This is a genomic window from Azospira sp. (assembly GCF_030247495.1).
GTDB classification, from domain to species: Bacteria; Pseudomonadota; Gammaproteobacteria; order Burkholderiales; family Rhodocyclaceae; genus Azospira; species Azospira oryzae.
Genome location: NZ_JAOTRW010000003.1, coordinates 426352 through 448891 on the forward strand (window position 1 = coordinate 426352; position 22540 = coordinate 448891).

The window sequence follows — 22540 nt, forward strand, 5'->3', positions numbered from 1 at the left end:
TGACGTTGACGTTGACGTTAACGTAATGAAATCGCCAGTGTCAAGGCGGGGCGGGCCTACGGGGGCGGCAGCAGAATTTCCGGGGAGTTGGGCTATAATCCGGGCCTTGCGTTCAACCCTCCAATCATTGGGAGTCCCTGGCATGGCCCTGTACGAATCCGATCACACCAAATTCATGCGCGAAATGCTGGCTAAGAACCCGGAGTGGGTGGAAGACCAGCGCAAGGGCCGGGCCATCTGGTGGGACAAGGAACTGCCCCAGGAAGAGCAGGAAGGCTTCAAGGCCGCCAAGGTGGCCCAGAAGTCCTACCCCTACGATGTGAACAGCAAGTAAGCCGGTTACGGCAACCATACCAAGCAAAAGGGCCAGGCATCATGCCTGGCCCTTTTGCTTTGTTGGCGAGGGCAGGGATTTCCGGGGCCGTCCCTGGTGGCGGTCCGGCCCGGACCCCGCCCCCTTTTGAGGGGCGCCGCGCGGATCAGTCGGTGAGGGGCTTGATGACGCGCTTCACGGCCGGATCTTCGGGGTGGGGGTGGATGGTGAAGCCCAGGCTGGTCATCAGCTTGAACATCTTGGAGTTGAGGGCCAGCACATCGCCCACCACGGCCCGGTAGCCTTTGGCCCGGGCACACTCGATGATGGCGCTCATCAGCTTGCGGCCGACGCCGCGCTTCTGCCAGCCGTCGGCCACGGCCAGGGCGAATTCCACCGTCTCGCCGTCCGGGTTGGAGACGAAGCGGGAGACGCCCACCTGGACTTCCTTGCCGTCCTCCTCGGTGACGGCGACAAAGGCCATTTCCCGGTCGTAGTCGATCTGGGTGAAGCGCACCAGCATGGACTGGGTCAGCTCCCGCAGGGTGTCCATGAAACGGAAGTACTTGGATTCGTCGGACAGGTGGGCGACGAATTCTTTCTCCATTTCCGCATCTTCCGGACGGATGGGGCGGATCACCACCACCTGGCCGTCGGGCAGGACCCAGTCCTCCACCAGGTGGGCCGGGTAGGGGTGGATGGCCATGTGGGAATAGCGGTCACCGGATGAGGGGGCGAAGTCGATGACGATGCGGGCATCGGCGGCGATGGCACCGTTTTCATCGACGATCAGGGGGTTGAGGTCCAGCTCCTGCAGCCAGGGCAGTTCGCACACCATCTGGGAGATGCGCAGCAGCACGTCCTCCAGGGCTTCCATGTTGGCGGCGGGCATGTTGCGGTAGTCGCCCAGGATCTTGGCGGCCCGGGTGGAACGGATCAGGTCTTCCACCAGGTAGCTGTTCATGGGCGGCAGGGCCACGGCGGTGTCGTTGAAGACCTCGCACTCGGCACCGCCGACACCGAAGGTGATGACGGGGCCGAAGACCCGGTCCCGGATCACGCCCACCTTCAGTTCCCGGCCGTTGGGACGGGCCACGAAGGGCTCGATGGAAACGCCGTTGATGCGGGCGTTGGGAGCATTGCGGCCCACGGTGTCGAGAATGTCGTGGTAGGCATTGCGCACGGCAGCGGCGGAGATGATGTTGAGGCGCACGCCGCCCACTTCGGACTTGCGCGGCAGGTCGGGGGAATCCACCTTCATCACCACCGGGAAGCCGATCTGCTCGGCCAGCAGCAGGGCCTCGGTGGGAGTGCGGGCCACCATGGTCTGGGCCACGGGAATCTTGAAAGCCCGCAGCACGGACTTGGATTCCATTTCGGAGAGCACCTTGCGCCGTTCCGACAGCACCGCCTCGATCAGCATCTTGGCGCCTTCGGTGGCGGTCTTGGCCTGGCGGGAGATGGGTTCCGGCGTCTGCAGCAGCAGCTTCTGGTTGCGGTAGTAGGTGGACAGGTGGGAGAACAGGTCCACCGCCGTTTCCGGCATGCGGAAGGCGGGGATGCCGGCTTCGGTCAGCATCTTGCGCGCCGGGTAGGTCTGCTGTTCGCCCATCCAGCAGCCGACGATGGGCTTGGTACAGGTCTCGCTGGCGGTGATCACGGCCTTGGCCACTTCCTCGGGCTGGGTCATGGCCTGGGGCGTCAGCATCACCAGGATGCCGTCCACCTCCGGGTCCTGGGTGCCGGCCAGGATGGCGTCCCGGTAGCGTTCCGGGGTGGCATCGCCGACGATGTCGATGGGGTTGGCGTGGGACCAGGTGGGAGGAAGCACCGCATTGAGGGAGGCGATGGTGGACTGGGACAGGTCGGCCAGGGGAATGCCCAGCTCGGCGGCCCGGTCGGCGGCCATGGCGCCGGGGCCGCCGCCGTTGGTGATGATCAGCAGCTTGTTGCCGTCGGGGCGGAACTTGGAGGCCAGGCCCTTGGCGGCGTAGAACAGCTGGCCGATGTTGCGCACCCGCACCACGCCGGCCCGCTTCAGGGCGGCGTCGAACACCGCGTCGGAGCCCAGGGCCATGCCCGAGTGCACCTGGGCGGCGACGGAACCGGATTCGTAACGGCCGGCCTTGAGCAGCAGGATGGGCTTGATGCGGGCGGCCGAACGCATGGCGCTCATGAAGCGGCGGGCGTTGCGGATGCCTTCCACGTACATGAGGATGTAGTGGGTGCGGTTGTCGTAAACCAGGTAGTCGAGAATCTCGCCGAAATCGATGTCGGCGGAGCCGCCGGTGGAAATGACGGAGGAGAAGCCCACGTCATTGACCTTGGCCCAGTCGAGAATGGCGGTGCACAGGGCGCCGGACTGGGAGACCAGGGCCAGGTTGCCCGGGTTGGCGGAGATGTTGGCGAAGGTGGCGTTGAGGCCCTGCACCGGGCGGATCAGGCCGAGACAGTTGGGGCCCAGGATGCGCACGCCGTAGCTGCGGGCAATTTCCACCATCTTGCGTTCGAGGGCGGCACCGGAGTGGCCGGCCTCGGCGAAGCCGGCGGTGATGACCACCACGTTCTTGACGCCGCTGCGGCCGCATTGCTCGATGATGGCCGGCACGGTGCGGGCCTGGGTGGCGATCACGGCCAGGTCGACGCGGGCGCCGATTTCCTCGATGGACTTGTAGGCCTGCACGCCCTGCACGGTGTCGTGCTTGGGGTTGATCGGGTAGAGGCGGCCCTTGTAGCCGGCGGCCACGATGTTGCGGTAGATGATGTTGCCGACGGAGTTTTCCCGGTCCGAGGCGCCGATGACGGCGACGGACTTGGGTTCGAACAGGCTGGTAAGGTAGTGTTCTTCTTCGTGCATGACTTGTCCCCGAGCTTTGGACCAGCCCGGCTTGGCCGGTGCTGATTCGAGTTCCAGTTTGATATTGTGCGACGCAAAAATCTAGCACAAAAGTCAGAAGGTGTCTCATGGGGAAAACCGCAGCCCCCGGTTGCCGTTTGATCCAGGTCAGGAAAGTGACAATTAAACCTATAGTCTGCCTGTCGGGCCGATTTCCGGCCGCTTGCCGGGGTTGATTCGGCCGTGCCCTGTTTCACCCGTACGCCATGTTGCATTGCACCATATTTGGCCGGAGCCCTTGCTCCCGGCTTTTGCCCAGCCTTCGTCCGGAGCTCCCATGTCCGCCCCTGTTTCCGTCCTGCCGCCATCCTCCTGGATCACCCGCTTTGCCGACCTCCTGCCCGACGGCAGCAGCGTGCTGGATCTGGCCTGCGGCAGTGGCCGCCATGCCCGTTGGCTGGCGGCCCGGGGCCTGGCGGTGACGGCCGTGGATCGGGATGCTGAGGCCATTGCCCCCCTGACGGGGCTGCCGGGCATCGAAGCCCTGGCGGCGGACCTGGAAGGTGGTCCCTGGCCCCTGGCCGGACGCCGCTTTGACGGCATCGTCGTCACCAACTATCTGCACCGGCCCCTGTGGCCCCTGCTGACGGCAGCCCTGGCGCCCCGGGGGATGCTGCTCTACGAGACCTTCATGGCGGGCAACGAGCGTTTCGGCAAGCCGAGCCGACCGGATTTCCTGCTGCAGCCGGGGGAGTTGCTGGAGGTCTGCCGGCAGCAGGGGCTGCAGGTGCTTGCCTACGAGGCGGGAGAGGTGGAGGCGCCGAAAGCGGCCATGGTACAGCGCCTGTGTGCGGTGCGGGGCAACTTGCCCCGGCTTCCCGGCCGGCTCTGAGGCGGGGCGCTCAAGCCAGGTTGGCGGCGATCAGGCGGGCGGCCGTATGGCCGCTGCGCACGGCCCCTTCCAGGGTGGCCGGATAGTCGCCGGCGGTGTAGTCGCCGGCCAGCCACAGGCCGGGCAGGGGCGTGGCGTTGGCGGGGCGGTCCAGATCTGGCCGGCAGGCGAAGGTGGCCCGGGCCTCCCGGATGGTGCGCTGCCAGCGGGGTGGCGCCAGGGGGCGGCCGAGGGCGCTTTCCAGCTCCCGGTGCAGGGCCTGGGCCAGGGCCTCGGGGGCCAGCGCTTGCCAGGGACCGTGGGCGCTGAGGACACAGGCCAGCAGGCCCCGGTGGCCGTCGAGGGGGCCCCGGTCGAAGACCCATTGGCCGATGGGTCCGGCCAGGCCCAGCAGGGGGAAGGGCAGGGTTACGTCTGCGTCGTACTGCAGATACACCGTGGCGATGGGCTCGTAGGCGAAGGCGGCCAGTTGCCGGCGCAGGGCGTCCAGGGCCGGTGCCGGCGGCAGCAGGGCGGCGCCGTGCTGGGGGGCGGTGGCCAGCACCACCTGGCTGAATTCGGCACTGCCCGTCTGCCCTTCGTTTTCCCACTCCAGTCGCCAACCCGCGCCGCTGGCCGAAATGCGGCGTACCCGGCTGGAGAGGTGCACCGGCTGGCCTTTTTCAGCCAGCCAGGCTGCAGCGGGTTCAGGGACGAGGTTCCCCAGGTGGGTGGTCGGCAGGAGCATGTCCGTCGCGCCTCCCGGGCCACCCAGGCTGTCGCGCAGGACGTTGGCGAAGACCTGGGCCGAGGCGGCAGCGGCCGGGGTGTTGAGGGCGGCCAGGCACAGGGGTTCCCACAGGAAGCGGGTCAACCGGGGGCCCTGGCGGTGCCGTTGCAGCAGTTCGCTGACGCTGCAGTCGGCGGGCAGCCGGTAATCGCCGGCCTTGAGGGCTTGCATGAAGCGGGCGGCGGCGAACTTCTCGCCCAGGCCGACGCCTTTGGCCGTGAGCAGGCCCCAGGCCAGGTGCAGGGGGGCGGGCAGGCGCGGCAGGCGCAGGTTGAAGTGGGGCGGCGTCAGCAGGGCCAGGGGCGCCCGGCGCAGGTGCCCGGTGCTGCCGATCTGGCCCATCAGTTCCAGGGTGGCGCCGTAGGCGCCGATGAGCAGGTGGGGGCCGTTGTCCAGGGCCAGGCCTTCGACCTGGACCAGGCGGGCGCGACCGCCCGGCTGGCGCGCCGATTCGAAGATGCTGACGGGGATGCCCTGGCGGACCAGGGCCACGGCGCAGGCCAGGCCGGCCCAGCCGGCGCCGACAATGGCGACCCGGGCCGGTGCCCCGGTGTCGGGCGGCGTCAGCCCTTGATCCACGCCTTGAGAGCCAGCCAGGCCTTGCGTCCGGGCGGAATGGAAATGCGGTGGGTGAGGACCAGCCCGGGCTCGGCGGCGATTTCTTCCAGCAGGCTGCGGTAGATGGCCGCCATCACTAGCCCCGGCTTCTGCTGGCGGCGGTCCGCCGCCGGCAGGGCAGCGAAGGCCTGCTCGTAGAAGCCGCGGGCCCGTTCGATCTGGAACTGCATGAGGGCGGCGAAGGCTTCCGTCGGGCGGCTGTTGAGGATGTCCGCCGCCGGCACGTTGAAGCGCTGCAGTTCGTCCATGGGCAGGTAGATGCGGCCGCGGCGAGCGTCCTCGCCCACGTCGCGGATGATGTTGGTGAGCTGGAAGGCCATGCCCAGGTCGTGGGCGTACTTGCGCGTGGCCCTTTGCGTCATGCCGAAGATTTCGGCGGAGAGCAGGCCCACCACGCTGGCGACCCGGTAGCAGTAGAGCTGCAGGGATTTGAAGTCGGCGTAGCGGGCCTGGGTCAGGTCCATTTCCATGCCGTCGATGATTTCCAGCAGCAGTTCCTTGTCCAGGGGAATGGTCTTGATCACCTCGGCCAGGGCCTGGGCCACCGGGTGCTGGGGCGTGCCGTCGTAGAGCCGCTCCACCTCCTGACGCCACCAGGCCAGCTTGATCGCCGCCACCTGGGGGTCCTCGACTTCGTCCACCACGTCGTCCACCTCCCGGCAGAAGGCGTAGAGGGCGGTCATGGCCTGTTTCTTCTCCCGGGGCAGGAGGGTGAAGCTGATGGTGAAGGAGGAGCCGCTGGCGGCTGCCTTCTGCTGGCAGTAGTCGTGGGGATTCATGGGCGGGATTCTAGCGGCATCCGTGGCGGAAGAGGGCGGCACGACAGGCCAGGAGCAACCAGTCGCCGCCGCCGAGGCGGGGGCGCCGGCGGAAAACGTCGCCCCCTACCTGCCCGATTTTTTCCAGGATGCGCAGGCCCCCTTCCACCGTCAGGCGTATTTCCCAACCGAAACGGCCGGGCAGGTCCAGGGCCAGGGGGGCGCCGTCCAGCATCAGCTGGCGGGCCCGCTGCACCTGGAAATCCATGAGGGCGCACCAGGCCTCGTCGACCTGTCCGGCGGCGATGGCTTCTTCGTCGAGGCCGAAGCGCAGCAGGTCCTCCTGGGGCAGGTAGACCCGCTGCTTTTCCCAGTCCACGGCCACGTCCTGCCAGAAGTTGATCAGCTGCAGGGCGGTGCAGATGGCGTCCGAGCGGGCCAGGTTTTCCGGCGTGGCGGCTTCGAACAGGTGCAGCATGATGCGCCCCACCGGGTTGGCGGAGCGGCGGCAGTAGTCGAGCAGGGCGGGGTAATCGGCGTAGCGCTTGACCGTGACGTCCTGGGCGAAGGCCGAGAGCAGGTCGTGGAAAGGCTGCAGGGGCAGGTCGTGGGCCACCAGGATGGGGGCCAGGTCCTGGAACAGGGGCGTTTCCGGGGTGATGCCGGCCTCGATGCGCTCCAGTTCGGCGCCGTAGGCCGCCAGGGCCTGCAGGCGCTCGGCATCGCCGGCCTCGCCCTCGTCGGCGATGTCGTCAGCGCTGCGGGCGAAACGGTAGATGACTTCCACCGGGCGGCGCAGGTGCCGGGGCAGGAGGATGGAGGCAACAGGGAAATTTTCGTAGTGATCGACGGGCATGGGCATGCGGTCGTGGCGGACGCTTGCCGGGCCAGGCCGGCGTCGTCTCTGGCGGTTGCGGCCCCCGCGGATTCGCGGCGTGGGGCAAGGCTTACAGTATAGAGGCAACTCGGGTAAAATAGCTCGTTTGCGCGAGAGTGGCGGAATTGGTAGACGCACTGGATTTAGGTTCCAGCGCCGCAAGGCGTGGGGGTTCGAGTCCCTTCTCTCGCACCACGGATCGGGCGGCCTAGGCTGCCCTTGTTGTCACTAAGGAAAACGCATGCAAGAGAATTCCCAAGTCTCCAGCGCCCTGGAACGTCGCCTGGATATCGCCGTTGCCATCGCCGATCTGGATAAGGACGTGGACGAGCGTCTGAAGCGCATGGGCAAGAGCGTCAAGCTGCCCGGCTTCCGTCCCGGCAAGGTGCCGTTCAACATGGTCAAGCAGCAGTACGGTGCCCAGGCCCGCCACGAAGCCCTGGCCGACGCTGTGGACAAGGCCTTCGGCGAAGCCGTGACCGCCCAGAAGCTGCGTGTGGCCGGCTATCCCCGCATCGAGGCCAAGAAGACCGAGAGCGACACCCAGCTGGAATTCTCCGCCATTTTCGAGGTTTATCCCGAAATCACCCTGGGCGACGTTTCCACCACCGACGTGGAGCGCCTGTCCTTCGAAGTCGGCGCTGCCGAAGTGGACAAGACCCTGGACATCCTGCGCAAGCAGCGCGTCACCTTCGACAAGGCCGATCGCGCCGCCGCCAAGGGCGACCGCGTGGTCATCGATTTCCTGGGCAAGAAGGACGGCGTTGCCTTCCAGGGCGGCCAGGCCACCGATTACCCCTTCGTCCTGGGCGAAGGCATGATGCTGGCCGATTTCGAGAACAACGTGGAAGGCCTCAAGGCTGGCGAGTCCAAGACCTTCGACATGACCTTCCCGGCTGACTACTTCTCCAAGGACCTGGCCGGCCAGTCCGTGCAGTTCGAGATCACCGTCAAGGAAGTCCAGGGCGCCAAGCTGCCCGAGGTCGATGCCGAATTCGCCAAGCTGATGGGCATCGCCGACGGCGACGTGGAGAAGATGCGTGCCGAGATCCAGACCAATCTGGGTCGCGAAGTGAAGAAGCGCATCCAGGCCCAGACCAAGGATCAGGTCATGGAAGCCCTGCTCAAGGCCAACCCCATCGACGTGCCCAACGCCCTCATTGAAGGCGAAGTGGAGCGTCTGATGCAGGCCGCCAAGGCTGACATGGAAGCCCGTGGCTTCAAGGGCAAGGACCTGCCAGTCAAGCCCGAGTGGTTCGGCGAGCAGGCCAAGCGCCGCGTCACCCTGGGTCTGGTGCTGGCCGAGCTGGTGAAGGTGGAAAACCTGTACGCCAAGCCCGAGCAGATCAAGGCCATGGTGGAAGAGGCTGCCCAGTCCTACGAAAACCCGGACGAAGTGGTGAAGTGGTACTACGCCCAGCCCCAGCGTCTGGCCGAGGTCGAGGCCGTCGTGGTCGAAGATAACGTGGTAAGCTGGGTCCTGGAACGGGCCAAGGTTACCGACAAGACCGCCGACTTCGACGAACTGATGGGTCGCCGCGCCTAAGACGCGCTTCGCATCCGCAGAAGAAGTAACGTGGGGGCTGCAAGTTTTTGCGGCCCCTGCGTCATAATAAGTCACCGCAACGTCCCAAACCTTCGACTCCCCCAACCAAAAAACAGAGGATGCGCATGAAGATCGATAACGGCAGCCAGTGGGATCCCCAAGCCCTGGGGCTGGTCCCCATGGTGGTTGAGCAAAGCGGCCGCGGTGAACGGGCTTTTGACATTTATTCCCGCCTGCTCAAGGAACGCATCGTGTTCCTGGTCGGGCCGGTGAACGACGCCTCCGCCAACCTGGTGGTGGCCCAGTTGCTGTTCCTGGAAGCAGACAATCCCGACAAGGACATCTTCTTCTACATCAATTCCCCGGGTGGTTCCGTGACCGCTGGCCTGTCCATCTACGACACCATGCAGTTCATCAAGCCCGACGTCTCCACCCTGTGCATGGGCCAGGCTGCGTCCATGGGCGCTTTCCTGCTCAACGCCGGGGCCAAGGGCAAGCGTTTTGCGCTGCCCAATTCCCGTGTCATGATTCACCAGCCCATGGGCGGTTTCCAGGGCCAGGCCTCCGACATCGAAATCCACGCCAAGGAAATTCTCTCCCTGCGTGCCAAGTTGAACGAGATCATGGCCAAGCACAGCGGCCAGCCCGTGGATCGTATCGAGAAGGATACGGATCGCGACAACTTCCTTTCTGCAGCCGAAGCCATGGAATACGGCCTGATCGACAAGGTTCTGAGCAGCCGTGCCGACGCCCAGGAAGCAAAATAAGGCAGGGGACGACATATGACGGAAAAGAAAAGCGGCAGCGCCGAAAAGCTGCTTTATTGCTCCTTCTGCGGCAAGAGCCAGCATGAGGTGAAGAAGCTCATCGCCGGACCGTCCGTGTTCATTTGCGACGAGTGCATCGAGCTGTGCAACGACATCATCCGCGACGAGATCGCCGGTGACGTCGGCGGCAAGGGCGGCAAGGACGACCTGCCGACGCCGAAGGAAATCTGCAGTATCCTGGACCAGTACGTGATCGGCCAGGAAGTGGCGAAGAAAATCCTCTCCGTGGCCGTGTACAACCACTACAAGCGCCTGCGCCATCAGGGCAAGAGCGCCGATGACGTGGAACTGGCCAAGAGCAACATCCTGCTGATCGGTCCCACCGGCTCCGGCAAGACCCTGCTGGCCCAGACCCTGGCCCGCCTGCTCAACGTGCCCTTCGTCATGGCCGATGCCACCACCCTGACCGAAGCCGGCTACGTCGGCGAGGATGTGGAAAACATCATCCAGAAGCTGCTGCAGAAGTGCGACTACGAAGTCGAGAAGGCCCAGCAGGGCATCGTCTACATCGACGAAATCGACAAGATTTCCCGCAAGTCCGACAACCCCTCCATCACCCGGGACGTTTCCGGCGAGGGCGTGCAGCAGGCCCTGCTCAAGCTGATCGAAGGTACCGTGGCCAGCGTGCCGCCCCAGGGCGGGCGAAAGCATCCCAACCAGGACTTCGTCCAGGTGGATACGGCCAACATCCTCTTCATCTGCGGCGGCGCTTTCGATGGCCTGGAAAAGGTCATCCGCAACCGCTCCACCCGCGGCGGTATCGGTTTCGGCGCCGAAGTGAAGAGCAAGGAAGACAAGAAGGCCGTCGGCGAAGTGCTGCGCACCGTGGAGCCCGAGGACCTGATCAAGTTCGGCCTGATTCCCGAGTTCGTCGGCCGCCTGCCGGTGATCGCCACCCTGGACGAACTGTCCGAAGCTGCCCTGGTGGAAATCCTGATCGAGCCGAAGAACGCCCTGATCAAGCAGTACCAGAAGCTCTTCGCCATGGAAGGTGCCGAACTGGAAGTGCGTCCCGCGGCCCTCACTGCCATCGCCCGCCGCGCGCTGGAGCGCAAGACCGGCGCCCGGGGCCTGCGTTCCATCCTGGAAGGCGTGCTCCTGGAAACCATGTATGAACTTCCGGGCATGGACAATGTCTCCAAGGTGGTGATCGACGAAGGCATGATCTCCGGCGAAGCCAAGCCCATCCTCATCTACGCCGAGCAGCCCAAGGTTTCCGGCTCCAACTGATCCCGCGCATTGCCTGCAAGCCGGGGAGTCGCCAAATTTGGTGACTCCCCGGGCTTGAAGAATCCTTCCATCGCCCCTATCTTCAGGGGTGATTGCTTTTCATAAGGACTCACCATGTCCAGCATTACCCTATTACCTTCCGAGCCCGTGGATCTGCCCTTGCTGCCCCTGCGGGACGTGGTGGTCTTCCCCCACATGGTCATTCCCCTGTTCGTGGGGCGCCCGAAGTCCATCAAGGCCCTGGAAACCGCCATGGAGGCCGGCAAGAGCATCCTGCTGGTGGCCCAGAAGTCCGCTGCCAAGGATGATCCCGCTCCCGAGGATCTCTACGAGATCGGTTGCGTCGCCAACATCCTGCAGATGCTGAAGCTGCCCGACGGTACCGTGAAGGTGCTGGTGGAAGGCACCCAGCGCGCCCGCATCACTGCGGTGGACAACCAGCAGACCATGTTTTTCGCCACCGCCACGCCCATCGCCGGCGAAGACGGCCCCAACCATGAAGTGGAGGCCATGCGTCGGGCCGTGATTGCCCAGTTCGACCAGTACGTCAAACTGAACAAGAAGATTCCGCCGGAAATCCTCACCTCCATTGCCGGCATCGAAGAGGCCGGCCGACTGGCCGACACCATCGCTGCCCATCTGCCGCTCAAGCTCGAGCAGAAGCAGGAAATCCTCGAGCTGTTCGACATCAAGGGGCGCATCGAGCGTCTGCTGACCCAGCTCGAGTCCGAGATCGACATCCTGCAGGTGGAGAAGCGCATCCGCGGCCGCGTCAAGCGCCAGATGGAAAAGAGCCAGCGCGAGTACTACCTGAACGAACAGGTCAAGGCCATCCAGAAGGAACTGGGCGAAGGCGAAGAGTGGGCCGACCTGGAAGAGATGGAAAAGAAGGTCAAGGCTGCCGGCATGACCAAGGAAGCCGTCGCCAAGGCCCAGTCCGAGCTGAAGAAGCTCAAGCTGATGTCGCCCATGTCGGCCGAAGCCACCGTGGTGCGTAACTACATCGAGACCCTGGTGGGGCTGCCCTGGAAGAAGAAGACCCGGGTCTCCAAGGATCTGGCCGAAGCCCAGAAGATCCTGGACAAGGACCACTGGGGCCTGGAGAAGGTCAAGGAACGCATTCTCGAGTATCTCGCCGTGCAACAGCGGGTGGACAAGCTCAAGGCGCCGATCCTGTGCCTGGTTGGGCCTCCCGGGGTGGGCAAGACCTCCCTCGGCCAGTCCATTGCCCAGGCCACCAACCGCAAGTTCGTGCGCATGAGTCTTGGCGGCGTGCGGGACGAGGCCGAGATTCGCGGCCACCGCCGTACCTACATCGGTTCCATGCCGGGCAAGATTCTGCAGAACATGACCAAGGTGGCGGTGAAGAACCCCCTGTTCCTCCTCGACGAGGTGGACAAGATGGGCATGGACTTCCGCGGCGATCCTTCCTCCGCCCTGCTGGAGGTGCTGGACCCGGAGCAGAACTCCACCTTCGTGGATCACTATGTCGAAGTGGAATACGACCTGTCCGAGGTCATGTTCGTGGCGACGGCCAACACCCTCAACATCCCCGGCCCGCTGCTGGACCGGATGGAGCTGATCCGCCTCTCCGGCTACACGGAAGACGAGAAGGTCAGCATCGCCCTGCGTTACCTGTTGCCCAAGCAGATGAAGAACAACGGTCTGAAGAAGACCGAGATCGCCGTGGCCGAAAGCGCCCTGCGCGACATCATCCGCTACTACACCCGGGAAGCCGGCGTGCGCAGCCTGGAGCGTGAAATCTCCAAGATCTGCCGCAAGGTGGTGAAGACCCTGCTGCTGAAGAAGAGCCAGACCAAGGTGGCCGTCACGGCACGCAATCTGGACAAGTTCCTCGGCGTGCGCCGTTACACCTTCGGCATGGCGGAAAAGGAAAACCAGGTGGGTCAGGTGACCGGTCTGGCCTGGACCGAAGTGGGCGGCGAACTGCTCACCATCGAAACCGCCGCCCTGCCGGGCAAGGGCAATACCATCAAGACCGGCAAGCTCGGCGAGGTAATGCAGGAGTCCATCCAGGCGGCCGTTTCCGTGGTGCGCCAGCGGGCCCAGTCCCTCGGCATCAAGGACGACTTCTACCAGAAGACCGACATTCACATCCACCTGCCCGAAGGCGCCATTCCCAAGGACGGTCCTTCCGCCGGCATTGGCATCTGCACGGCGATGGTGTCCGTGCTGACCGGCATTCCGGTGCGTTGCGACGTGGCCATGACCGGCGAAATCACCCTGCGGGGCGAGGTGCTGGCCATCGGCGGTCTCAAGGAAAAGCTGCTGGCCGCGGTGCGCGGCGGCCTGCAGAAGGCGTTGATCCCGGAAGAGAACGTCAAGGATCTGGCCGAGATCCCGGACAGCATCAAGGGCAAGATCGAGATCGTTCCCGTGCGCTGGATCGACCAGGTGCTGCAGCACGCCCTGGAACGCATGCCCGAGCCCCTGCCGGCTGTAGATCAAGCAGCGGCGCCGGTCGCCGCCCAGGCGGATGATTCCGCCAATTCCGGCGTCATCACCCACTGATGCCATTTTTGCCATGCCGGATGCAATTCTTCCGGCATGGCAACACCCCCTCAGAATATCCCCCGAATCGGCTAGAAACCGCTTGACACAAGGTTTTCCGGCTTGTTATAAAAGTGCGTGCAGGACTTTCCTGTTAACAACCTTTATGTAAGGGGGCTTACGTGAACAAATCTGAACTGATCGATCAAATCGCCAAGTCTGCAGATATCTCCAAGGCTGCAGCCGGCCGTGCGCTTGATGCCACCATCGGTGCCGTCAAGACTTCCCTGAAGAAGGGCGGCATGGTGACCCTGGTGGGTTTTGGCACCTTCTATGTTGGCAAGCGTGCTGCCCGTTCCGGCCGCAACCCGCGCACCGGCGCCACCATCAAGATCAAGGCAGCCAAGGTGCCGAAGTTCCGCGCTGGTAAAGCGCTCAAGGATGCGGTAAACTAACGGTCTTTCGCGCTTAGCCAAACGGCACGGGTGCTTAGCTCAGTTGGTAGAGCGCTAGCCTTACAAGCTGGATGTCGGCGGTTCGATCCCGTCAGCACCCACCAGAAAAAGAGCGTACAGAGTTAGTCAGGAGTGGTAGTTCAGTCGGTTAGAATACCGGCCTGTCACGCCGGGGGTCGCGGGTTCGAGTCCCGTCCACTCCGCCAGTAAGCAAAAAGGCGAACGAAAGTTCGCCTTTTTTTATTTCAGTGAGCCAAACAACGGAAGCCTTCTTATGTTTGACGCCGTCCGCAACAACAAACGCATCGTTCAGGTATTTCTCGGATTGATCACCCTGCCGTTCGCTTTCTGGGGGGTCGAATCCTACATCCGCAATGCGGGCGACAGTCGCGATGTGGCGACTGTCGGTGGCACGCCCATCACCCTGCAGCAGTATCAGCAGGCCTGGCGCAACCAGCAGGAGCGGCTCCGGGGCGCCCTGGGACCCAACTACAATCCGGCGCTGATGGAGTCTCCCGAGGCTCGCCTGGCGGTGGTCAATTCCCTGGTGGATCAGCGGGTGCTGCTGCTGGAGGCGAACAAGCGCCGCCTCATGGCCAGCGACGACCTGCTGCGCGATGTGATCAGCAAGATTCCCGCCCTGCAGGAAGACGGCAAGTTTTCCGCCGCACGTTACGAAACCGCCCTCAAGGCCCAGGGTCTGACCCAGACGGGTTTCGAAGCCCAGTTGCGTCAGGATCTGACGCTGCAGCAGCTGGTCGGCTCCGTCAGCGATACGGGCATGGTGGCGGCGGCTGCCGCGGAAGCCATGCTGCGCATTCAGGCGGAAGAGCGGCAAGTGGCAGAGCTGCGTATCGTGCCCGAGCAGTTTGCGGCCCAGGCCAAGCCCAGTGCCGAGGCCATGCAGAAGTTCTATGAGGAAAACCGGGTCAGCTTCGAAATTCCGGAGCAGGTGCGGGCCGAGTTCGTGCAGCTGTCGGTTGATGCCTTGCTGGCCCAACTGGTTGTGACGCCGGAAGAGATCAAGTCCTGGTACGAAGGCCACAAGGACCGCTACCAGCAGTCCGAAGAGCGCCGTGCCAGCCACATCCTCATTCCCAGCGGCAGCGACGTGGCCCAGGCCAAGAGCAAGGCCGAAGCCGTGCTCAAGGAAGTGCAGCAGAATCCTGCCAAGTTCGCCGATATCGCCAAGCGCGAATCCAAGGATCCCGGTTCTGCCAGCAAGGGCGGCGATCTGGGCTTCTTCGGCAAGGGCAGCATGGTCAAGCCTTTCGAGGATGCGGTCTTCAGCCAGAAGGAAGGCGAGCTGTCCGGCCTGGTTCAATCCGATTTCGGTTTCCACATCATCAAGGTCACCGGCATCAAGGGCGGCAAGCTGAAAACCCTGGACGAGGTGAAGCCGGAGATCGAAGCGGAACTGAAGCGTCAGGCAGCCTCCCGCAAGTTTGCCGAAGCGGCTGAGGCCTTCAGCAACACGGTTTATGAACAGTCCGACAGCCTCAAGCCGGCGGCGGACCGTTTCAAGCTGCCGCTGCAGCAGACCGGTTGGTTCTCCCGTCGCGGCGGTCAGAACGCCGGAGTCCTGGGCAACGAGAAGGCGCTGGCCGCCCTCTTCGGCGAAGATGTGCTGAAGAACAAGCGCAATACCGAAGCCGTTGAAATCGCCCCCAACACCCTGGTGGCTGCCCGTATCATCGAGCACAAGCCGGCCAGCCTGAAGCCGTTCGATACGGTCAAGGGGCAGATCGAGGAGATTCTCAAGATTCAGGAAAGTAACGCCCTGGCCAAGAAGGCCGGCGAGGAGAAGCTGGCCCAGTTGAAGGCTGGCGAGGACAAGCTGGGCTGGGCCCTGGTGAAGAATGTGTCGCGCATGGAAGGCAGCCGCCAGGTGCCGCCCGCCGCCCTGCAGGCCATCTTCAAGACCGACGCCGGCAAGCTGCCTGCCTATACCGGGGTGGAGTTCCCCAACAACGGGGGCTATGTGCTGTACAAGATCATGAAGGTCAGCCAGCCCTCGTCCCTCGATGAAGGCAAGCGCAAGGTGCTGCAGAAGGAATACACCTCCCTGGTGGCCCAGGAAGATTTCGCTGCCTACCTGGCTGGCCTGCGTGCCCGCTACAAGGTCGAAGTGAACAAGGCAGCCCTGGAGGACAACAAGGATCGTTGATCCACATTATCCGAGGCACAAAAAAGCCGACCGTGAAAACGGTCGGCTTTTTTTATTGCGGCGGCTGACGGGCCGCCGGAGAAGGATTTTCTCGTCAGGCGCCCATCGGTTCGGCGTTGCCCAGGGCGGTGGTGTTGAAACCGCCGTCCACGTACAGCACTTCGCCGGTGATGCCGCTGGCCAGATCGGACAGCAGGAAAGCGGCAGCGTTACCCACTTCCTCGATGGTCACGTTGCGGCGCAGGGGGGCGTGGTGGGAGTTGTAGGAGAGCAGCTTGCCGAAGCTGCCGATGCCGGAGGCGGCCAGGGTCTTGATCGGGCCGGCAGAGATGATGTTGGCGCGCATGCCTTCGGGGCCCAGGCTGGTGGCCATGTAGCGCACGGCCGCTTCCAGGCTGGCCTTGGCCAGGCCCATCACGTTGTAGTTGGGCATGGTGCGCTCGGCACCCAGGTAGGAGAGGGCCAGCACGGAGCCGTTGGCCTTCTTCAGCATGGGGCGGGCGGCCTTGGTCAGGGCCGGGAAGCTGTAGGAGGAAATGTCATGGGCGATGCGGAAGGCATCGCGGGAAATGGCATCGAGAAAGTCGCCTTCCAGGGATTCGGACGGCGCGTAGGCAACGGAGTGGACCAGGCCGTCGAGGCTGTCCCAGTGCTTGCCCAGTTCGACGAACAGGTTGGTGATTTCCTCGTCGCTGGCGACGTCGCAGGGCAGCACCAGGGTGCTGTCGAACTCGGCGGCAAATTTGGCGACCCGCTCCTGGAAGCGTTCGTTCTGGTAGGTGAAAGCCAGCTGGGCGCCTTCACGATGGCAAGCCTTGGCGATGCCATAGGCGATGGAATGCTTGGAGAGCAGCCCGGTGATCAGGATGCGTTTTTCGGCAAGAAAGCCCATACATGCCCCTAAGTTGAAAGTCCGCGGGATTATAGCGGAAACGGGGCGCATTTTACCGCAGTGCGTCACGGGAGGTTAAGGGCCGGGGGCGCCTTAATGACGCTCGCAGGCGCTTCCGCTAAACTCCGGGCCATGCGCAAAGGCTCTCTTTCCGGGATCGTCTCCCTCGTTGTTTCCCTGCTCCCCCTGCTTCTGGCCGGATGCGGTGAAGGCCCCTGGAACGACCCCTATCCTGTGGCGGAAGCCGGTCGCAACGTGCTCTATTCGGCCTTCACCGAGCGCCCCAAACACCTGGACCCGGTCCAGTCCTACGCCGAGGACGAGAGCGTCTTTACCGGCCAGATCTACGAGCCGCCGCTCCAGTACCACTATCTGAAGCGTCCCTATACGTTGATTCCCGCCACGGCCGAGAGCGTGCCGGTGCCCCGCTATTACGATGCCGCTGGCCGTCAATTGCCGGCCACTGCCGACGAGAGCCTGATCGCCAGCAGCGTGTACGAAATCCGCATCAAACCCGGCATCCGCTACCAGCCCCATCCGGCCTTTGCCCTGAAGGCCGACGGCACCCCCGTTTATGGCGATCTCGATCCCCTCAAGCTGCAGGATGTACGGCGCCTGGCCGACTTTGCCGAGACCGGCAGCCGGGAGCTGACGGCCGACGATTACATCTACCAGATGAAGCGCCTGGCCCATCCCCGCCTCCATTCCCCCATCTTCGGCATGATGGCCGAACGCATCGAAGGCTTGGCCGCGCTGGGCAAGATCCTGCAGGCCGAAGCGGCCAAGGCGCCGGCAGGCGGCTGGCTGGACCTGGACCGCTATCCCCTCGCCGGGGTGGAGAAGGTGGATCGCTATACCTGGCGGGTTCGCCTCAAGGGCAAGTATCCCCAGTTCCTCTACTGGCTGGCCATGCCCTTCTTCGCTCCGGTGCCGAGGGAGGCGGACCGCTTTTACAGCCAGCCCGGCATGGCGGAAAAGAATCTGAGCCTGGACTGGTATCCGGTCGGCACCGGCCCCTACATGCTGACGGAGAACAATCCCAACAGCCGCATGGTGCTGGAGCGCAATCCCAATTTCCACGGGGAAACCTATCCTTGTGAAGGCGATCCGGGTGACCGGGAGAAGGGCCTGCTGGCGGATTGCGGCAAGGCGCTGCCTTTCATCGACAAGGTGGTGTTCACCCGGGAGAAGGAAAGCATTCCCTACTGGAACAAGTTCCTCCAGGGCTATTACGACGCTTCGGGGATTTCCTCCGACAGTTTCGACCAGGCGGTGCGCCTCAATGTGGGGGGCGATGTGCAGCTCACCGAGGAAATGCAGGAAAAGGGCATCCGCCTCCTCACCAGCGTCCGGGCTTCCATTTTCTACATGGGCTTCAACATGCAGGACAGCCTGGTCGGCGGCCTGGGCGATGGGGGGCGCAAGCTGCGCCAGGCCATTTCCATCGGCATCGACCAGGAAGAGTTCATTTCCATTTTCATGAATGGCCGCGGCATTCCCGCCATGAGCCCCCTGGCGCCCGGAATCTTCGGCTTCGAGGAAGGGCAGGGGGGTATCAATCCGGTGGTCTACGACTGGCGGGACGGCGCTCCCAGGCGCAAGTCCATCGAGAGCGCCCGCCGCCTCATGGCCGAGGCCGGCTGGCCCAACGGGCGCAACGCCCGCACCGGTGAACCCCTGGTGCTGAATCTGGATACCACCGGCGGCGGCATGGGCGACAAGTCGCGGCTGGACTGGCTGACCCGCCAGTTCGCCAAGCTGGATATCCAGCTGGTGGTCCGTTCCACCGACTGGAACCGTTTTCAGGAGAAGCTGCGCAAGGGCGCGGTGCAGATGTTCTATCTGGGCTGGAATGCGGACTATCCGGATCCGGAGAACTTTTTCTTCCTGCTGCACGGCAGCGAAACCCGGGTCAAGCACGGGGGGGAGAACTCCGCCAATTACATGAACCCGGAGTTCGACCGCCTCTTCGAGCGCATGAAGAACATGGAGAACGGGCCTGAGCGGCAACAGATCATCCGCCAGATGGTGCATCTGGTGCAGCAGGATGCCCCCTGGGTCTTCGGCTTCCACCCCAAGAACTACACCCTCGGCCACCGCTGGCTCTACAACCGCAAGCCCACGGATGTGGGCAACAACACCCTCAAGTACCAGCGCGTCGATGGCGTCGACCGGGCGGCCCGGCAGCGGGAATGGAACCAGCCCGTGCGCTGGCCCCTGGCCCTCCTGCTCCTGGCGCTGGCAGGCCTGCTGGTGCCGGCGGTGCGGGCCCATCGTCGCCGGGAGCAGCAGTCCGCCCGCTGATCGGCGCCCCTGTTCCTTTGTCCCGTATTGCGCTATTTTTTTGCGTTCTGGCGTCGCACAAATCCGCTGTGATGTCTGATATCATATATAAGACTTAAGGAGCTTCCGGCGGCTGTGAATGCAGTTGCGTATTTCGGGCAGCTCCCCTGTCCCCAGATCACTGAATTCCACCTGTCGAGAGGAACCAGCCGTGCTTGAAGCCTACCGCCAACACGTCGCCGAGCGTGCCGCACTCGGTATCCCCCCCCTGCCTCTGTCCGCCGCCCAGACCAAGGATCTGGTCGCCCTGCTGCAAAACCCGCCCAAGGGCGAGGAGCAGGCCCTGGTGGAGCTGATTACCTACCGTGTTCCCGCCGGTGTTGATGATGCTGCCAAGGTCAAGGCCGAGTTCCTGGCCAAGGTGGCCAAGGGCGAGCTTTCCTGTGCCCTGATTTCCCGCGCCAAGGCCACCGAGCTGCTGGGCACCATGCTGGGCGGCTACAACGTCAAGCCCATGATCGACCTGCTGGGCGACGCCGAAGTCGGCGCCGTGGCCGCCGAAGGCCTGAAGAAGACCCTGCTGGTGTTCGACTTCTTCCACGACGTGGCCGAGCTGGCCAAGGGTGGCAACGCCAACGCCAAGGCCGTGATGCAGTCCTGGGCCGATGCCGAGTGGTTCACCTCCCGTCCCGAAGTCCCCGCTTCCCAGAAGCTGACCGTGTTCAAGGTCACCGGCGAAACCAACACCGACGACCTGTCTCCCGCTCCGGATGCCTGGTCCCGTCCTGACATCCCCCTGCATGCCCTGGCCATGCTGAAGAACCCCCGTCCGGGTATCGAAGCCGACAAGGCTGGCGAGCGCGGCCCCGTCAAGCAACTGGAAGCCCTGGCCAAGAAGGGCAACCTGATCGCCTACGTGGGCGACGTGGTGGGTACCGGTTCTTCCCGCAAGTCCGCCACCAACTCCGTGCTGTGGTTCACCGGCGAAGACATCCCCTTCGTGCCGAACAAGCGCTTCGGCGGCGTCTGCCTGGGCTCCAAGATTGCTCCCATCTTCTTCAACACCATGGAAGATGCCGGCGCTCTGCCCATCGAGCTGGACGTTGGCCAGATGGACATGGGCGACGAGATCGAGCTGAAGATCGACCAGGCCACCGCCAAGGTCACCGCCCTGAAGAACGGTGCCGTCATCGCTGAAGCCCAGCTGAAGACCCCCGTGATCCTGGACGAAGTGCGCGCCGGCGGCCGCATTCCCCTGATCATCGGTCGCGGCCTGACCACCAAGGCCCGCGAAGCTCTGGGGCTGGCTCCTTCCACCCTGTTCCGCCTGCCCCAGCAGCCCAACGATCCGGGCAAGGGCTACTCCCTGGCCCAGAAGATGGTGGGCCGTGCCTGCGGTCTGCCGGAAGGCAAGGGCATCCTGCCCGGCACCTACTGCGAACCGAAGATGACCACCGTGGGTTCCCAGGACACCACCGGTCCCATGACCCGCGACGAGTTGAAGGACCTGGCTTGCCTGGGCTTCTCCGCCGACCTGGTGATGCAGTCCTTCTGTCACACCGCCGCTTATCCCAAGCTGGTGGACGTGCGCATGCACCGCGAACTGCCTTCCTTCATCAGCACCCGCGGCGGCGTTGCCCTGCGTCCTGGTGACGGCGTCATCCACTCCTGGCTGAACCGTCTGCTGCTGCCCGATACGGTGGGTACCGGTGGTGACTCCCACACCCGTTTCCCCATCGGCATCTCCTTCCCGGCCGGTTCCGGTCTGGTGGCCTTCGCTGCCGCCACCGGCGTGATGCCCCTGGACATGCCCGAATCCGTGCTGGTGCGCTTCAAGGGCAAGATGCAGCCCGGCATCACCCTGCGCGATCTGGTCAACGCCATCCCCCTGTACGCCATCAAGCAGGGCCTGCTGACCGTGGAGAAGAAGGGCAAGAAGAACGTCTTCTCCGGCCGCATCCTGGAAATCGAAGGCCTGCCCGATCTGAAGGTGGAACAAGCCTTTGAGCTCTCCGACGCCGCTGCCGAGCGTTCCGCCGCTGCTTGCGCCATCGCCCTGAACAGGGAGCCGATCGTCGAGTACCTGCGCTCCAACATCACCCTGATGAAGTGGATGATCGCCGAAGGCTACCAGGACGCCCGTACCCTGAAGCGCCGCATCAAGGCCATGGAAGAGTGGATCGCCAACGGCACCCTGCTCAAGGCCGACACCGATGCCCAGTACGCCGCCGTGATCGAGATCGATCTGGCCGACGTCAAGGAACCCATCGTCGCCTGCCCCAACGACCCGGATGACGTGAAGGTCCTCTCCGAAGTCGCCGGCGACAAGATCGACGAAGTGTTCATCGGCTCCTGCATGACCAACATCGGTCACTTCCGCGCTGCCGGCAAGGTGCTGGATGGCAAGTCCGACATCCCGACCCGCCTGTGGATTGCTCCGCCCACCAAGATGGACGCCCTGATCCTGACCGAAGAAGGTTACTACAGCGTCCTCGGCAAGGCCGGCGCCCGCATGGAAATGCCGGGCTGCTCCCTGTGCATGGGCAACCAGGCCCAGATCCGCAAGGGTTCCACCGCCATGTCCACTTCCACCCGGAACTTCCCCAACCGTCTGGGCATCGACACCCGGGTGTACCTGGGCTCCGCCGAACTGGCCGCCATGTGCTCCCTGCTGGGCAAGATCCCGACTGTGGCCGAGTACATGGAATACATCCAGGTGGTGAATGCCAAGGCTGCCGACATCTACCGCTACATGAACTTCGACCAGATCCCCGAGTTCGTGGAAGTGGCGGAAACCGTTACCGTCTGAGCGGTACGGCGCAAGACAAAACCAAAGGAAGCAACACGAGGAGATGCGGCCCCGCTTCGGCGGGGCCGTTTTTTTTTGCAGCGACGCCTTTCCTTTGGCGTGCCGGTCCCGCTGTTGGCAGCCCCGGTGGTACGGTGGCACGGCTGGCTGCTATGGAATGCCGGCCGGGATCGGTTATGCTCCGGCCCCGGGCAACTGCGCCATGGGCGGTCGCCGGCTTTGCCGTGTTAAGGGAAACAATGGAAATCATCACCAAGAAGCAGGCCATCAAAACCTGCAGCGGCTATTCCTGCATCGGTCTGTACAACCCCAAAAGCCCGGGCAACGTGGGCTCCATCATGCGGGCTGCCGGCTGCTATGGCGTCAATACGGTTTTCTACACCGGCAAGCGCTATGACACGGCAAAGGAATTCTGCACCGACACCAAGCAGGTGCACCAGCAACTGCCCCTGATCGGTGTGGACGATCTGCAGCAGGTGATCCCCCTGGGTTGTGTGCCGGTGGCCATCGAACTGGTGCCGGAGGCCAAACCCCTGACCGAGTACCGCCACCCGGAACGGGCCTTCTACATCTTCGGCCCGGAGGATGGCAGCCTGAGGAAGAACGTCACCTCCTGGTGCCAGGACATCGTCTACATCCCGACCCACGGCTGCATGAACCTGGCGGCGACGGTCAATGTGGTGCTGTACGACCGGATGCTGAAGGCCGGCGGCTACCGCGGCTAGCAGGCACCCTGGAAGGCCGTCATGGCGCCCTT

General features: G+C 64.0%; 16 protein-coding genes and 3 tRNA genes. 14 read left to right on the forward strand and 5 right to left on the reverse strand.

Going from position 1 to position 22540, the window contains the following annotated elements; translation table 11 throughout:
• Positions 1 to 142: 142 nt before the first annotated feature.
• Positions 143 to 334, forward strand: a complete 192-nt coding sequence (locus tag OEL49_RS05415; RefSeq protein ID WP_014237248.1) for a DUF3460 family protein — start codon at positions 143 to 145, stop codon at positions 332 to 334.
• Between the two features lie 145 nt (positions 335 to 479).
• Here OEL49_RS05415 and OEL49_RS05420 read toward each other — a convergent pair whose 3' ends face one another.
• On the reverse strand, positions 480 to 3170 hold the full coding sequence (locus OEL49_RS05420) for a bifunctional acetate--CoA ligase family protein/GNAT family N-acetyltransferase (protein ID WP_287874167.1): 2691 nt from the start codon (positions 3168 to 3170) through the stop codon (positions 480 to 482).
• A 316-nt stretch (positions 3171 to 3486) separates the two neighbouring features.
• On the opposite strand from OEL49_RS05420, the gene OEL49_RS05425 reads away from it, so the two are divergent.
• Positions 3487 to 4041 carry a class I SAM-dependent methyltransferase gene (locus OEL49_RS05425; RefSeq protein WP_287874168.1) on the forward strand — a complete coding sequence of 185 codons (555 nt, stop codon included), beginning with the start codon at positions 3487 to 3489 and terminating at the stop codon, positions 4039 to 4041.
• A 10-nt stretch (positions 4042 to 4051) separates the two neighbouring features.
• On the opposite strand, the gene hpnE is transcribed toward OEL49_RS05425, so the two are convergent.
• Genes hpnE through hpnC form a run of 3 tightly spaced genes read right to left on the reverse strand, consistent with a single transcriptional unit; the run spans position 4052 to position 7042 of the window.
• The gene (gene hpnE, locus OEL49_RS05430) at positions 4052 to 5389 is read right to left on the reverse strand and encodes a hydroxysqualene dehydroxylase HpnE (RefSeq protein ID WP_287874169.1); all 1338 of its coding nucleotides are present in this window, start codon (positions 5387 to 5389) and stop codon (positions 4052 to 4054) included.
• On the reverse strand, positions 5374 to 6207 hold the full coding sequence (gene hpnD, locus OEL49_RS05435) for a presqualene diphosphate synthase HpnD (protein ID WP_287874170.1): 834 nt from the start codon (positions 6205 to 6207) through the stop codon (positions 5374 to 5376). Before hpnD ends, hpnE begins: the two co-directional genes overlap by 16 nt.
• A 10-nt stretch (positions 6208 to 6217) precedes the next feature.
• Positions 6218 to 7042 carry a squalene synthase HpnC gene (gene hpnC, locus OEL49_RS05440; protein WP_287874171.1) on the reverse strand — a complete coding sequence of 275 codons (825 nt, stop codon included), beginning with the start codon at positions 7040 to 7042 and terminating at the stop codon, positions 6218 to 6220.
• A 131-nt stretch (positions 7043 to 7173) separates the two neighbouring features.
• Here hpnC and OEL49_RS05445 point away from each other — a divergent pair.
• From OEL49_RS05445 to OEL49_RS05485, 9 genes are all read left to right on the forward strand, one after another.
• Positions 7174 to 7258, forward strand: a tRNA-Leu gene (locus OEL49_RS05445).
• A gap of 46 nt (positions 7259 to 7304) precedes the next feature.
• Entirely contained in the window at positions 7305 to 8609 is a 1305-nt protein-coding gene (tig, locus tag OEL49_RS05450; RefSeq protein WP_014237254.1) for a trigger factor, read from the forward strand.
• Between the two features lie 125 nt (positions 8610 to 8734).
• The gene (gene clpP, locus OEL49_RS05455) at positions 8735 to 9376 is read left to right on the forward strand and encodes an ATP-dependent Clp endopeptidase proteolytic subunit ClpP (protein WP_014237255.1); all 642 of its coding nucleotides are present in this window, start codon (positions 8735 to 8737) and stop codon (positions 9374 to 9376) included.
• 15 nt (positions 9377 to 9391) lie between these two features.
• The gene (clpX, locus tag OEL49_RS05460) at positions 9392 to 10666 is read left to right on the forward strand and encodes an ATP-dependent Clp protease ATP-binding subunit ClpX (protein WP_014237256.1); all 1275 of its coding nucleotides are present in this window, start codon (positions 9392 to 9394) and stop codon (positions 10664 to 10666) included.
• A gap of 114 nt (positions 10667 to 10780) precedes the next feature.
• A complete protein-coding gene (gene lon / locus OEL49_RS05465) occupies positions 10781 to 13198 on the forward strand; it encodes an endopeptidase La (protein WP_152089383.1) in 2418 nt (805 codons plus the stop codon).
• Between the two features lie 161 nt (positions 13199 to 13359).
• On the forward strand, positions 13360 to 13632 hold the full coding sequence (locus OEL49_RS05470) for an HU family DNA-binding protein (RefSeq protein ID WP_014237258.1): 273 nt from the start codon (positions 13360 to 13362) through the stop codon (positions 13630 to 13632).
• Between the two features lie 28 nt (positions 13633 to 13660).
• Positions 13661 to 13736 (forward strand) — tRNA-Val (locus tag OEL49_RS05475).
• Between the two features lie 25 nt (positions 13737 to 13761).
• A tRNA-Asp gene (locus tag OEL49_RS05480) sits at positions 13762 to 13838 on the forward strand.
• Between the two features lie 68 nt (positions 13839 to 13906).
• Complete coding sequence (locus OEL49_RS05485) at positions 13907 to 15799, forward strand: SurA N-terminal domain-containing protein (protein ID WP_205230244.1); 1893 nt, start codon at positions 13907 to 13909, stop codon at positions 15797 to 15799.
• A 94-nt stretch (positions 15800 to 15893) separates the two neighbouring features.
• Here OEL49_RS05485 and fabI read toward each other — a convergent pair whose 3' ends face one another.
• Positions 15894 to 16691 carry an enoyl-ACP reductase FabI gene (fabI, locus tag OEL49_RS05490; RefSeq protein ID WP_014237260.1) on the reverse strand — a complete coding sequence of 266 codons (798 nt, stop codon included), beginning with the start codon at positions 16689 to 16691 and terminating at the stop codon, positions 15894 to 15896.
• Between the two features lie 132 nt (positions 16692 to 16823).
• Here fabI and OEL49_RS05495 point away from each other — a divergent pair, with 132 nt between their 5' ends.
• From OEL49_RS05495 to OEL49_RS05505, 3 genes are all read left to right on the forward strand, one after another.
• A complete protein-coding gene (locus tag OEL49_RS05495) occupies positions 16824 to 18995 on the forward strand; it encodes an ABC transporter substrate-binding protein (protein ID WP_205230245.1) in 2172 nt (723 codons plus the stop codon).
• 190 nt (positions 18996 to 19185) lie between these two features.
• Entirely contained in the window at positions 19186 to 21783 is a 2598-nt protein-coding gene (acnB, locus tag OEL49_RS05500) for a bifunctional aconitate hydratase 2/2-methylisocitrate dehydratase (protein ID WP_287874172.1), read from the forward strand.
• Positions 21784 to 22022: 239 nt separating this feature from the next.
• A complete protein-coding gene (locus tag OEL49_RS05505; protein ID WP_050804298.1) occupies positions 22023 to 22508 on the forward strand; it encodes an RNA methyltransferase in 486 nt (161 codons plus the stop codon).
• Positions 22509 to 22540 lie beyond the last annotated feature (32 nt).

Bases quoted from the DNA above. Each gene is read 5' to 3' on its own strand.
- OEL49_RS05420 (WP_287874167.1), bottom strand. From the start codon at position 3,170: ATGCACGAAGAAGAACACTACCTTACCAGCCTGTTCGAACCCAAGTCC.
- OEL49_RS05415 (WP_014237248.1), top strand. From the start codon at position 143: ATGGCCCTGTACGAATCCGATCACACCAAATTCATGCGCGAAATGCTG.
- OEL49_RS05505 (WP_050804298.1), top strand. From the start codon at position 22,023: ATGGAAATCATCACCAAGAAGCAGGCCATCAAAACCTGCAGCGGCTAT.
- clpP (WP_014237255.1), top strand. From the start codon at position 8,735: ATGAAGATCGATAACGGCAGCCAGTGGGATCCCCAAGCCCTGGGGCTG.
- hpnD (WP_287874170.1), bottom strand. From the start codon at position 6,207: ATGAATCCCCACGACTACTGCCAGCAGAAGGCAGCCGCCAGCGGCTCC.
- OEL49_RS05425 (WP_287874168.1), top strand. From the start codon at position 3,487: ATGTCCGCCCCTGTTTCCGTCCTGCCGCCATCCTCCTGGATCACCCGC.
- tig (WP_014237254.1), top strand. From the start codon at position 7,305: ATGCAAGAGAATTCCCAAGTCTCCAGCGCCCTGGAACGTCGCCTGGAT.
- clpX (WP_014237256.1), top strand. From the start codon at position 9,392: ATGACGGAAAAGAAAAGCGGCAGCGCCGAAAAGCTGCTTTATTGCTCC.
- fabI (WP_014237260.1), bottom strand. From the start codon at position 16,691: ATGGGCTTTCTTGCCGAAAAACGCATCCTGATCACCGGGCTGCTCTCC.
- lon (WP_152089383.1), top strand. From the start codon at position 10,781: ATGTCCAGCATTACCCTATTACCTTCCGAGCCCGTGGATCTGCCCTTG.
- OEL49_RS05495 (WP_205230245.1), top strand. From the start codon at position 16,824: ATGCGCAAAGGCTCTCTTTCCGGGATCGTCTCCCTCGTTGTTTCCCTG.
- hpnC (WP_287874171.1), bottom strand. From the start codon at position 7,042: ATGCCCGTCGATCACTACGAAAATTTCCCTGTTGCCTCCATCCTCCTG.
- OEL49_RS05485 (WP_205230244.1), top strand. From the start codon at position 13,907: ATGTTTGACGCCGTCCGCAACAACAAACGCATCGTTCAGGTATTTCTC.